Genomic DNA, 12477 nt, shown 5'->3' on the forward strand with positions numbered 1-12477 from the left:
TTGAATGTTTAGGCAACGCTTAAGTCTATTTGCAGTTTATATCAAATTGTTCTTGGGTAAATTCAAGATTACATTAAATTGATCGCCATGAATCTCGATTTTGATATCTCCTTTGTGCAGCTCGACGATACTTTTGACAATTGCGAGGCCTAGTCCAGAACCTTCTGTCTGACGGGACTCGTCCGCTCTTTTAAACCGTTCGAATAACTCTTCCGCAGCAAAATCAATTTCATAGACAGCTGTATTTTGGATTTTGAATAAAACGTTATCTGTAGATTCGTCCAAATAAATATATATTCTGGTGCCAGGAAGAGAATACTTCTTAGCGTTGCCAATTAAATTTTCAAATACACGCCAAATTTTATTTCCGTCTAAATTCGCATACATAGGCGATTTGGCTATTTTTACACGAACCTCAATGGAAGCATCGCCAACATTTGTGCTGAATTCAGCAATGGCCTGCGTCAGCAATGTTGCCACATCGATGGTTTGAATATCCATTTCCACCGCGCCACTGGTCATTTTGGACACCTCAAACAGGTCTTCAATTAATAGCTTGAGCCTTAAAGCTTTACGATCTAGAACTTGGACGTAAGACTGTGCTGTTTCTGAATGTAGCTCTTCTTTTTTTAATAAATCTACGAAGTTGATAATGGAAGTAAGCGGTGTCTTCAAATCATGCGACACGTTCGTGATAAGCTCAGTCTTTAACCGTTCGCCTTTAATTTGACTATCTAGTGCATTCTGATACCCTACCTTCATATTATTGATGTAACCCGCAAGCTTGGAAAGAGCGCCTCTCCCGGTTTCTTGAATCGTATATTGAATATTCCCTTCAGCGATTTCTTTGGTCCCGTTGACAATCTCAATGAATCGCCTGAATCTGCTAATTGTATAAGGAATAACAAGCAGAATATACAACACCTCGTAGAGAATGAGCCACACCATCTCATACCTACTAGAATAAGTTGCTGCTATCCAACCACAAATACCTGCTATTGCTGTTAAAACAAAAATAATAATGATGGCAAGCGTAATATTTCTGTCTTTAACCGCACCTTTCCATAAATGAATATAGTACACCAGCGCACTCCCCCGCCAAAGTTCACGTTGCTTAGGTGTATAGTTCGAATGAAAAAGCGCCTTTCCCACTATTAAGCAGACAACAGTAGCTACTAAAAAGCTTTGTATAAATTCAGAAATTCCTTGAGCCACGTAAAAGTAATAACGCAGAGATAGAGCACAAATCGACAATACGGTCGCAACAGATATTGTTATAAGATCAATAGGGACTCGTCGTTTTGATTTATTTTTTTTCAATTTTGTATCCAATCCCCCATACCACCTTCAAGTATTTCGGGTCCTTGGGATTAATCTCAATTTTCTCCCGGATATTTCTGATATGCACAGCGACAGTATTTTCCGAGGCTAAGATGGGCTCATTCCATACCCTCTCATAAATCTGTTCAATCGAAAAGACCCGGCCCTTGTTCTCCATCAGCAGTTCTAGAATTTTATATTCTTTTGAGGTCAGCCTGACATCTTCGCCATCCACCTCAACGGTCTTCGAGCTTTTATTTAGGACCAAACCTCTTACCTGAATGATCTCGTCCCCAGTCATCTGAAATGCACCTAAATTCGTAAATCTTCGCAGCTGGGATCGAACTCTCGCGACTAGCTCTAAAGGATTAAACGGTTTTGTAATATAATCGTCGGCTCCTACGTTAAGTCCAAGAATCTTGTCATTAGCTTCCGACTTGGCAGAAAGCATAATAATCGGTATATTTTTACTTTCGCGAATTTTAAATGTAGTCTTGATCCCGTCCAATTGCGGCATCATTAAATCCATGATGATTAGATGGATTGTTTCTTTTTCTAGTATTTCAAGAGCTTCTAGACCGTTAGAGGCTGTAAAGACCTCAACGCTGTCGCTTTTTAAGTAAATCACGAGCGCTTCTCTGATTTCCAATTCATCATCTACGATAAGAATATTATTTTTAGCTATTTTTTTTCACCTTCATTAATATTTTACTTATACTGCTTATTTTCGCCAAACCAGCGTTGATATATCCCTGAAAACTTACATTGCTTGGGTTAGCGGTTGCTTGCGCTAGTGTATCCGGGGAAGCCTCTTGATCCGTGTAGAATCCATGCACCCCGAAGCTGCGTAATAATGTCATGGTTTGTGTTTTATCAACTGTGTGAACATAACTTTTTACCCCTAGCTCATTTAGAGAGTGAACCAGATTAGGGTTGATGAATACCCGGTATGTGGGCATAGCCACGACCGAAATATGATTATCCTTCACAAATTTTACTATACTTGCTGCCGAAGCGTCAGATTTGTATAGCGAGTAAATTTTATTGGGAAAGGGGTAGATTCCCATTACAATATTATACATTTCGGAACTGAAAATTTCGGGAATCATTCGTTCTAGTAAAGAAGGATCTGTCCTAAGCGTCTCATTTACTAAAGACTCAAATTGTTGCTGGATTTTTTCTTTGCTATTTGCTTTCGTATCGATTATCAAATTAAAATCAGGATATTTCTGCATCAATCGTAAGATGTCATGTAATGCAAGCGGATGATATTTGCCCAGTATAAGTGAGCTCTCGAATTGCGACATCGTTAATACACGACCTGGCTGATCTAAGAGACCTCGCTGTAACTTCTGCGACCAATCATGCCTTGCAATAAGTTCCCCATCTGTCGTTTGCAAAAGATCTACTTCGAATAAACGATACCCTCTGTTATAGTTTGATAGGAATGCCTCATAAGAGTTCGTATAGCTGGAACCATCGACTCCGCCTAATGCATGTGCAATAAATTCATTTTCTTCCCAATTGCTACTATGACTGGTGGAAGCCTGATTCTCCTTCCCGAACCAGATAACTCCCCATCCGCACCAAACAAGAGTAAGTGTTATCAATAAGCTTAAGAATACTGTTTTCTTAACCATTTGTTTTCCTCCTTAATAATACCTGTAAGCCATGTTACAGGACTGTTTTTAAGGAGGACTGGCGAAAAAACGAAAAAAAGTATGAAGTTTATAGAAAATAGAATAAACCCATGCGTAATTGCATGGGCTTCTCATAAATCCAGACGTGTGGGTTATCGAAATTGTAATTTAAAGCAACTTAATCAGCCCTTCTAGCTCATCAACCAATACTTTTGCAAGTTCAAAATTAGTATCTTTTAAAGCCAATTCTATTTTCATTTCAACCGATTTTTTATTTTGCTCAGTTTCTAAATAGTCTTTATCAAAATGACTAGCATAAATCATCTGTCTAAATTTCCGCATACTCATTTTTCTAATCGTCTTATCGTCAATGATTAAAACATAATCCATACCATTTACAACAGAATAGAAATCATGAGAAATCATGAGAATCGCACCTTTATAGTCTTCAATGGCTTTCTCCAGTGCTATTTGTGTATAGGTGTCTAAATGGCTTGTCGGCTCATCAAGAAGCAATATGTTTGCTTTACTGGCAGAAACTTTAGCCAATTGAAGCATATTTTTTTCTCCACCAGATAGAGATTCTATCTTTTGATTAACGATTTCTCCTTCAAAGCCATAGTTTGAAATATACGATCTAACATCATCATACGTTTTAAACCCAGCATCGATGAATTCTTCCAGTATTGTATTAGAATCCTTTAGCACCTCTCCTTGATTCTGAGATAGATAAGCCACTTTAACATCAGCATTTATTTCAATTGAAGCATGATTATTTTTAAAGATATCTCGGAGTAAAGTCGTTTTCCCGGTACCGTTTGGACCAATAATGGCTACTTTATCCGTAGATTTTATCTCAAAATTAACATTGTCTAAAAGCAACTCATCAAAGGTAACACTATAATTATTGACATTTACAACAATGGTGTCTTCAATTTCATTCTCAATACCGAAACTGATATTCGGTTGCTTAATTTCAACAAATGGTGCCTTAATTCTACGCGCTTCCAATCTCTCTTGAAACCTAACTCTAGCTTTTAACGCTCTACCTCTAGATGCTTCTGAATTATACGTTGCGATAGCTCTAAGATTATCAATAATGTTATCGTATCTCTCAATTTCTTCTTGTTCAGCGACTGCGATTTCTTGCAACTCAATTTTTGTCTGAAGTAATGAGAAATTATACTCAATATACCGCCCATCAAACTCTTGGATCTCCATGTTTTCAAGGTGTATAATTTTGTTGAAACAATGATTCAAGAGATATCGGTTGTGCGTAACGACTAGCAGCATTCCTTTGTGAGAATTAATAAGATTTTTAAGCGCATTTAGGTTTTCAAAGTCTAAAAATACATCTGGTTCGTCCATAATGATTAAGTCTGGACTACTCAGCATTTCCTTCATCACTTGAATAAGTTTGAATTCCCCGCCACTCAGGTCGGATACCCTAAGATCTTTTAGCTTCATGAGGTTTGCTAGATTTAGTTTCTTATTAATGTTGCTTTCAAAATCTTCCCCACCGATTGAATCAAATGCGTCTAAAGCTAATTGATACTTTTCTAATAACGAATCAATATCCGATGATGTTTCCATTTCAGTACAAATAGATGTTATTTCATTTTGTATCTTAATAAATTCTTCCCCTATATATTCAAAAACTGTTGTTTCTTTCGTTTTATCTAGTTGTGAGAATTGACTTACATGCCCAATTTTGCAAGTCGGATCTATTTCTAACATGCCCTCGAACAAATATCTTTCTGGATCCATCAGTATATCGATCAATGTACTTTTCCCACTGCCACTTGTTCCTATAAAAGCGCAATGTTGTGCCTCTTCAAGCGTAAATGAAATGTTTTTATATAGTTCTTTTTGCGGAAATGAGAAGGATAAGTTTTCAACTTTTATCATAGTATTACCTTTCTTTATAACTAAAATAGTGACTATTATTAGATGTATTGCAAAACATTGACTTTGAGTTTACCGTTGTTAGAGTAACACTGTTTACAACCAACTTCAATCCCTTTGGGTTACAGAATGGGTCTTCTTACATATTATTTAATCAGTCATTTTTTTAAGCTCAAAAATAGTTGCCTCTGATAACAAGATAAGCCTGTTGTTATTAACAACAAAAAAACTTACACTTACAGGTATGCTTTGTTTTGTAGAAGGGTCACTTATAACTATTGCTTTTACTACATCATTTATATTTAAGTCTGGGATATCTATTTTATATAATCTATAAAAAGAGAGGGAGTTTTCGCATGCCGCTGTAATCTCATATAATGGATTTTTTAGTTCATATTGATATTTCTTATAGTTTTTTAGTCCTTTTGATGAAAAAAAGTCTTTTTTGATGATAATTTCATCTCCAATAAATTTTTGCCCTGTTGGATATTCAGAAGCATCATTATATGAATTTGCAAATCCTAAAAGCTTCTCAACTTTCCAAGTTCCATAGAAATATTTTTCAGTTTCACTATCCAAATTTATACGTTCTACAGTACAATATTCGGATGTGTTTTTTGGAATAATAGACTCATCCGTTTCAGGTTTAGGCTCACTAGAAGTATTTGGATTTGATGTCATTTCAACATTTCCACAAGCCGATGCTAGCATCAACATTATCATAATATAAACCAATAATATTTTTTTCATATTTCACACTCCCACTATAAAGTTATGTTTTCGCCCTGTTTACTCGCTTGCTAACTGGAAGATTTGCTCAATGAACCGGAAGTTGAGTAATAATAAATCCTAGCCGTTGCGACAATCTACCTTCAGTTTAAACTTGATTCACTACCATCAGGTATCTTTAAATTTTGTAGACAATAAAAAGCTCGCATAAGCCTGTTTACACATTGTTTTCCATAGAGAGTGGCCTATCCCACTCCTTACGGTCTGCATGCTGCAAATACAGGCTCTTGCGAGCTTTCTTTCAAAAAAACTTGCCGCTACTTATGATACGGTTCAGCATATCACTCTAACGACGAATATTCAAATAGATTTTGACTTAGCTCTTTTGAAAGCCCTCTATTCTCAAGAGGAAAACAACCCGAAAATAGAACCATGATAATCCGAAAAATTAATATGTCCCCCTAGAAAATACCCAATTGAAATAAAAATCGCACACCAGCACAGGGCTCCCAAGCCCGAGTAGAGTATATATTTCCGTGGGTTCATGGCGCTTATCCCTGCCAGATAACAAGTCAGATGGCGGAGCCCAGGAATATAGTAGCCGACGCATATCGCCCAGGGGCCGTAACGCTCGAACCAGTTCTCTGTTTTCTCTATCCTTTTGGTCGTGAGCTTGACCCATTTTCCATACTTCGACAGCAGCGGCTTGCCGAACTTCCGCCCAAGGGCGTAGCTGCACAGCATGCCACACATAGCCCCGAGGACGCTGATCACAAGGGTTACCGGGAAGTAAAGCAGACCAATTGAAGAAAGATAACCAACAATCATCATGAGAATCTCATCAGGCACAGGCAAACCAATAATGCCAAGCGTAAGACATAGGAAGATGGCAATATAACCGTATTGGATAACGATATCTTGTAAGAAAGCGATGATGTTCACACTCCAGTTCTAATGATTTTGGGCAAGGAAGACTGTCATGTGCTCCACCGGAAAATCCACACCCCAAGTCAACCCGTTTTCCATAAAGGTTAATGAGGCGGGCTTGTCCTTGTACGCTGTGAAGCATCTCGTCTCCTGAATGATTCACCGCCCTTTCAGTATCTTAATGCCTCCCTTGTCAATAAACCTAGTGCCGAATTGTCACATGACGCTTTCAAAGTGGCTGGATGTCATGGATGACGAAATGCAGCTTGTTGGTGTGACAACTCCTTTGCCATACTGGGCTCAGCCGATTGTTAAGCGGCAAATCTAATGGTCAAGGAGACATCATTTATGAAGAAATGGATTCGCACAAATCGAAAAGTTCAGCTAGTAACTGCACTACTATTAACTGCTACGGTCATTACCGCATGTATGGGACCAGGGAACGCACCCAATACCCCGCAGGCTTCTGCGCCAGTTACATCAGTGAAGCCCGGCCTGGAGGGGCCGCGGGATGCCAAGGAACTGGAGGCCTTTGCAGATGGCATTTTTGCGGACGCGATGAAGAAGTATAATACGGTTGGTTCTAATTTTGCGGTCGTATCGAATGGGAAAGTGCTGCTAAGCAAGGGTTACGGTTATGCCGATAGGGAAAATAAAATTCCGGTAGACAGCAGCACCGTATTCCAAATTGGTTCTGTGACGAAGCAGTTCACGGCATTGGCAGCTATGCAACTAGTTGATAAGGGAAAGATTGATTTGCATCACGATATCCAGGAATATCTGGGAGGGATGAAGGTACCGAATACAACAGGAAAAAAACTGACGATGTACGACCTGCTTACGTATACAAGCGGCTTTGACAAACCGGATATCCTCTCGGGATCGGAACCGGAATATGTGAATCAATTCTTCCCGATGAAAGAATCTCTCGAATCGAATATGCCGACTGTTGTCAGGCCTCCGGGGGAAGCGTACACCTACGATAATTTTGGATTCACACTGGCGGGGTACGCGGTAGGGGAAGTATCGGGCATGTCATTCGCCCAGTATATGGAGGAAAATATTTTCAAGCCGTTAGGCATGAACTCGACGAATGTGCGGTTTAAACCCGAACTGCTCAGCAGAATGGCTGCCCATTATGGGCCAAAAGGTGAGCTGATCGCCCTGGAGGGATTCAAACCAACCGATCGGCCTAGCGGCGGCATGGTATCAACCGCAGATGACATGGTGAAGTACCTTATGATGCATCTGAACAATGGAACGTATGAAGGCAAAGAAATCTTAAGTCCCAAGAGCATCGAGCAAATGCACACCTACCAGGTGTTCCCTGACAAAGAGTTCCCTGTCACAACCATCGGATTCGAAGGCTACTTCAAAGAGAAGATGAATGGTCAACATGTGGTTCTCAAAGGGGGAAATGTGACCGGTCATTCTTCCTTGATTGTTCTTCTGCCGGAGAAAAATACAGCGTTCTACATGTCCTACAATAACGACTCCATGATGAGTCTCGACGTGTATGAGGCATTTATGAATCATTATTATCCGAGAAAAGATGAGGCTCCACAGCCATCCTACTCTTCAATCAGTGAGCAGCAGGCCAAGGACTACACAGGATTGTACCAAAACACGCGTCTTGGATCCATGAGGACCCGCGTTTCCTATTCAGACGGAAAATTGGTTATGGAGACAGGAGATCTGGGCAAAAGTACGTTGAAAATGATCCACCCTTTACTCTTTGAGGATGAATCCGGCAATAAAGTAGCCTTTCAAAAAAATGGGGCAGGCCAAATCACCTATTTCTATTACATGAAGCTTCCGCACTACGTGGGTTATGCACAAAAAGTTAATATGGATGCGCCATTCACTGATGTACCGGCGGACAGCAAGTATACGTCTTATATTCACAATCTCCATGCTTTAAAGATCATGGACGGAAAGTCGGCTACCCTCTTCGATCCGGAAGGAACGTTAACTCAGGGTGAGTTCTCGGAGTTGCTACTTCACGCCCATGGCTGGGAATCCATGCCTTATACGATTGAACCAAACAAGAAGCAGATGTTGTCCGGATTGCCTAATTATCAGCCTGATTCTCCTGTCACCAGACAAATGGCGGCAGTCATGATCCAAAATCTGAGACAAGCTGAGCCTGGAGCCAAGGTTACATTACGTGGCGAAACGGATGCCTGGGCAGTTGAAGCCATTACAGCCCTTGTATCCCAAGGCATCATGGACCCGGATACCAAGATCAATTCGGACGGCTCCATCAACTTCCGTTCCAAGCAGCCTCTGAAGCGGCAGGAAGCGAGTGCCTTATTGGATCTGGCATTTGATTACTACACATTGCCAATCGGTAAATGAACGGAAACCATAATTCCGAAAAAGTAAAAACCGGCCTTTAAAAATCCAAATGGCGGGTGTTCGATCTTACGAAGCAGAATCACTCCGTAAGTCGGCACCCGCCACTTTGATAAATAACTTGAGGGTTATTCCAGAAGCCCGGCCTCCCTCGCTTTTTGCACCGCTTCCTCCCGGTTGCGGACCCCCAGCTTCATATAAGCCGATGATGCATAGTTTCGAACCGTACCATCGGATAAATACAATTTGGAAGCAATGCTTTTATATCGCTGCCCTTTCGACACAAACTGTAAAATTTCAAGCTCCCGCGGCGTTAACTCATAGGCCGATGACGCTTTGATTGGCGAAGGATCATCCCCGCTATTGTCCGCTTCCAACTGGGCAAACAATTTGTGCGACATGCCCTGATCGATCAGCGTACCCCCGCGGTAGACGGTACGTATCGTTTCGGCCAGCTCTAACGGTTGCATAGACTTCAATAAGTATCCATCCACCCCGCTTCGCATCGCCTCCAGAGCCTGTTTGGTATCCTCAAACGTGGTGAGAATCAGAATGCGGATATGGGGCCACTTTTCTTTTATCGTACGGGATGCGGAGATTCCATCCACATTCGGCATTTCCAAATCCATAAGCACCAGCTGCGGCTGAAGCTGCCTGCACAGCTCGATCGCTTGCTCGCCATCCTCTGCCGTCCCAACAACTTGCAAATCCTTCTGCTCCTCCAGCAGAGTCCGCAGACTTTCACGGAAAAAGGGTTGGTCATCGACGACCAACAGGCGGATAACTTCATCCTTAAGCTCCGTTTGTCTGGGCAGTGTACAGGTAACGAGAGTGCCTTCTCCCGGCTCCGAATAGACGGCCACATGGCCTTGCAAATTCATCGCCCGCTCCTTCATGGCGCTTAAGCCAAAGCCCTCCCTCCCATTCTCCATCCCGCGGCCGTTATCTTGAATTTCCAGTCTCGTCTGCTGGGGCTCGAATTGCACGGAAACCTTAATCTCTGTCGAGTTTCCATGACGCACAGCATTCGTCAGCGACTCTTGCAGGCAGCGATAAAGTGCTGTCTTCGCTTGCTTCGTTACAGGGTATTCCTCCCCGTAGGCATGGAAACGAACCGTCACCTTGGCATGCTCCTGAAACTCCTCCGCCAGCTTTCTCAAAGACTGAAGAAGCGGGAGCGCCTCATGCGGCGATTCGATTTGATGCACGTAGTTTCTGACCTCCTCCATATTTTGGCGGGCCAGGTTCAATAGGGCGTCAAGCCTTTCCGTTCCTGTATCCGTTGCCAACTCAGGACGCAACGTTTCCAATCCCATAATGAGCGAAGTATAGGCGAGACCGACGGTATCATGAAGCTCTTTGGACAGTCGGCTCCGCTCTTCGGCAAGCGTGATGCGCTCGATTTGGGAGAGGTACTGCTCCAGCACCGCATTTTGCTCGCCAATAATTTCGCCTTGACGATGATTGAGCACGAGTAAATGGAAGGAAAATCCGAAGACATATGCCATCCCTATGTGGACAGCCATGACCCAGTATTCACTCTGCTCTGCAAGCAGCTTGATTATGGCAGGCAGGAGCAATATGGATACAGGCCCTGACCAGAAATAGGCCCTTTGCGCGCTGTGGGCGGCAATTAAAAAGGCATACAGCAGGAATGAGAAGTAGGCTTGCGGAAAAAATGAAGCCAGATACAAGCACAACCCGCCCGAGATCACGATTTCGGCAAACAGGTAGTATTTATAATCAAGCTGCAAGCAAAGCCATGGAACGGAAAAAGCAATCAGCTGCCACAGCACAAGGACCACAATTGGCAGCGTGAAATATTCTTGCAGCTTTATGCTCGTAAACACGAGAGAAATGCTGCATATCAGGCGGATTATGAACATGAGCCAGTCGTACCAGTACCATCGCTTGACCATATCGAACAAAACCATCAACCCCTAAGACCTTCAGTATGACATTACGTAACTAGTATAGAGTAAACTGCTATAGAGTAAACTACCACCCGACGACCTACGAGGCCAAGCCGGGCATGACGTCTACCGGTTCACATGCTTGATCATCAGACGCGTGTAGCCGCCTATCAAGCGCACCAAGCGGCCCGCAAGCCTGTAGCTCACCATCATCAATACGACCCCTGCGGCCGACACCATCACGGCTTTGGCAACCGTATCTATCGACGCACCCATAATGGAAAGGTTGATAAACCGATAAAGAAACGGGACCACAATCAATACAAGCGGCGCCGCGTAGAGCAACGTCGCACTGATCAGACTTAAAATCCCTATCGGAAATTTCAACAGCAGCCAACCAATTACGATCCAGTTGCTTAGGTTCAGCAGCTCCTTTTTCGCTTGAAGCCAGTTGGACACATCGGGGTTGACGGATTTAACGCAAGGCTCGGTGGTAACGTCCGTATAGATCTTGGTCTGTACTCGTTCAAATTGCAGGAAAGCGGTCGTCGTCCGCAAAACGTGAGTCAGGAGAGGAACGCCCGCGACGGTAAACGAAAGACTCAAGCCCAATGTAAGAGCGACCAGATAGAAGCTGAAGTAAAACAATCCGGTGACAAAAGTAAGCAGCAGGAAATAGCCGTTTTGAACAAAACTGACGACGGTTCTGGCCATCAAAGAGCCCACATCCTTTCCAAGTAGTAGATGTATTCTACGGATCTTGATGTCAAATCCGCCAGTGTCATAATGTCATGTGACATAAAATGAACGGAGCTATCCGCAGCAACGTTAATAACTTTCAAAGCAGAAGTAAATTTTTTCTGCGGCGTCGACGACGAGCATTAAAATACCAAGCACATCGTACGGGTTATAAGCCGTCGATCGTTTTTTCGCCGTCACTTAACGGCTAAATTTTGTCCACTTGTGGCAAAGACTTTTACAAGAAACAAAGGACAGTGAAACTTTATATGGGCTTTATCCAACAGATAATTCATTTAGCAGCACAAATCAGAATTAAAGCATTGCATCTCAGTTCTGTGCTAACCAACTTTAGTTAGGAGTGGCAACGATGCACGATAAGGTATCTGATATGCAAAAATTTAGTCATCACTTATGATAAGTCTCAGCTTAACGGGTCTATCAGCGAAAAATGCGATAAGACCTACCGCGGCTTGGTTTTTATAGATACCAAGCTTCTCTTATGTACGCTTAGAATTCATCCTCATTTTCCATCACTTCTGACAGTCTTCGATTTAAGAATACTCCATCTATCAATCCTTGCCTGTACATAATTTCAATGGCTAGTGCCAATTGAGCTTGTTCTTTCTCTTCGTAAGAAAAAATTGTTGGGTGTCTGTCTATTGGAACACACTTAAAAATTTCTTTTAATAAGGATTGAAGTTCTTTAGATAATTCTTGATATTCCTCATCTTGCTTCAGAACGTTATTCCCAATTTCATCTGTTCTCATAGCAATAAAATCATACAAATAAGTTCTAAGACTCTTTATCAAATTCAACACTTCCCCTCAAAAAAGTGACATCAAAGTGAATTCTCAATTATTAATATTGTAAGGTGAAATCACTTAGGTGTCAACGTGAACGTATACCCACCATATTCATATTGGTATAATATTGACATCACTTTGAA

At 41.9% G+C, this 12477-nt stretch carries 10 protein-coding genes; 1 reads left to right on the plus strand and 9 read right to left on the minus strand.

The features are described from left to right. Positions 1-36: 36 nt before the first annotated feature. The 6 genes from GC097_RS22420 to GC097_RS22445 form a co-directional block, all read right to left on the minus strand. Positions 37-1332: a sensor histidine kinase gene (locus GC097_RS22420; RefSeq protein WP_216625854.1), complete on the minus strand. Its 1296-nt coding sequence runs from the start codon at positions 1330-1332 to the stop codon at positions 37-39. Further along, positions 1307-2005 carry a response regulator transcription factor gene (locus GC097_RS22425; protein ID WP_171685602.1) on the minus strand — a complete coding sequence of 233 codons (699 nt, stop codon included), beginning with the start codon at positions 2003-2005 and terminating at the stop codon, positions 1307-1309. The genes GC097_RS22420 and GC097_RS22425 overlap by 26 nt, the downstream gene beginning before the upstream one ends. Then, the gene (locus GC097_RS22430; RefSeq protein ID WP_171685516.1) at positions 1998-2960 is read right to left on the minus strand and encodes a phosphatidylinositol-specific phospholipase C/glycerophosphodiester phosphodiesterase family protein; all 963 of its coding nucleotides are present in this window, start codon (positions 2958-2960) and stop codon (positions 1998-2000) included. The genes GC097_RS22425 and GC097_RS22430 overlap by 8 nt, the downstream gene beginning before the upstream one ends. Before the next feature lie 168 nt (positions 2961-3128). After that, the gene (locus GC097_RS22435) at positions 3129-4868 is read right to left on the minus strand and encodes an ABC-F family ATP-binding cassette domain-containing protein (protein WP_171685517.1); all 1740 of its coding nucleotides are present in this window, start codon (positions 4866-4868) and stop codon (positions 3129-3131) included. 147 nt (positions 4869-5015) lie between these two features. Continuing rightward, positions 5016-5615 carry a hypothetical protein gene (locus GC097_RS22440; protein WP_171685518.1) on the minus strand — a complete coding sequence of 200 codons (600 nt, stop codon included), beginning with the start codon at positions 5613-5615 and terminating at the stop codon, positions 5016-5018. Positions 5616-5996: 381 nt separating this feature from the next. Continuing rightward, positions 5997-6527: a DedA family protein gene (locus GC097_RS22445; RefSeq protein WP_171685603.1), complete on the minus strand. Its 531-nt coding sequence runs from the start codon at positions 6525-6527 to the stop codon at positions 5997-5999. 342 nt (positions 6528-6869) lie between these two features. Here GC097_RS22445 and GC097_RS22450 point away from each other — a divergent pair, with 342 nt between their 5' ends. After that, on the plus strand, positions 6870-8879 hold the full coding sequence (locus GC097_RS22450; RefSeq protein WP_171685519.1) for a serine hydrolase domain-containing protein: 2010 nt from the start codon (positions 6870-6872) through the stop codon (positions 8877-8879). 125 nt (positions 8880-9004) lie between these two features. On the opposite strand, the gene GC097_RS22455 is transcribed toward GC097_RS22450, so the two are convergent. The 3 genes from GC097_RS22455 to GC097_RS22465 all read right to left on the minus strand — a co-directional run bounded on the left by GC097_RS22455 (position 9005) and on the right by GC097_RS22465 (position 12298). Continuing rightward, positions 9005-10795: a helix-turn-helix transcriptional regulator gene (locus tag GC097_RS22455; protein WP_171685604.1), complete on the minus strand. Its 1791-nt coding sequence runs from the start codon at positions 10793-10795 to the stop codon at positions 9005-9007. A 120-nt stretch (positions 10796-10915) separates the two neighbouring features. Then, positions 10916-11503 (minus strand): sensor domain-containing protein, encoded by a 588-nt coding sequence (locus GC097_RS22460; protein WP_171685605.1) that lies wholly within the window; start codon positions 11501-11503, stop codon positions 10916-10918. A 534-nt stretch (positions 11504-12037) separates the two neighbouring features. Continuing rightward, on the minus strand, positions 12038-12298 hold the full coding sequence (locus GC097_RS22465) for a hypothetical protein (RefSeq protein WP_171685520.1): 261 nt from the start codon (positions 12296-12298) through the stop codon (positions 12038-12040). Positions 12299-12477 lie beyond the last annotated feature (179 nt).

The sequence above is a fragment of the Paenibacillus planticolens genome, assembly GCF_013141725.1.
Lineage (GTDB): Bacteria > Bacillota > Bacilli > Paenibacillales > NBRC-103111 > Paenibacillus_E > Paenibacillus_E planticolens.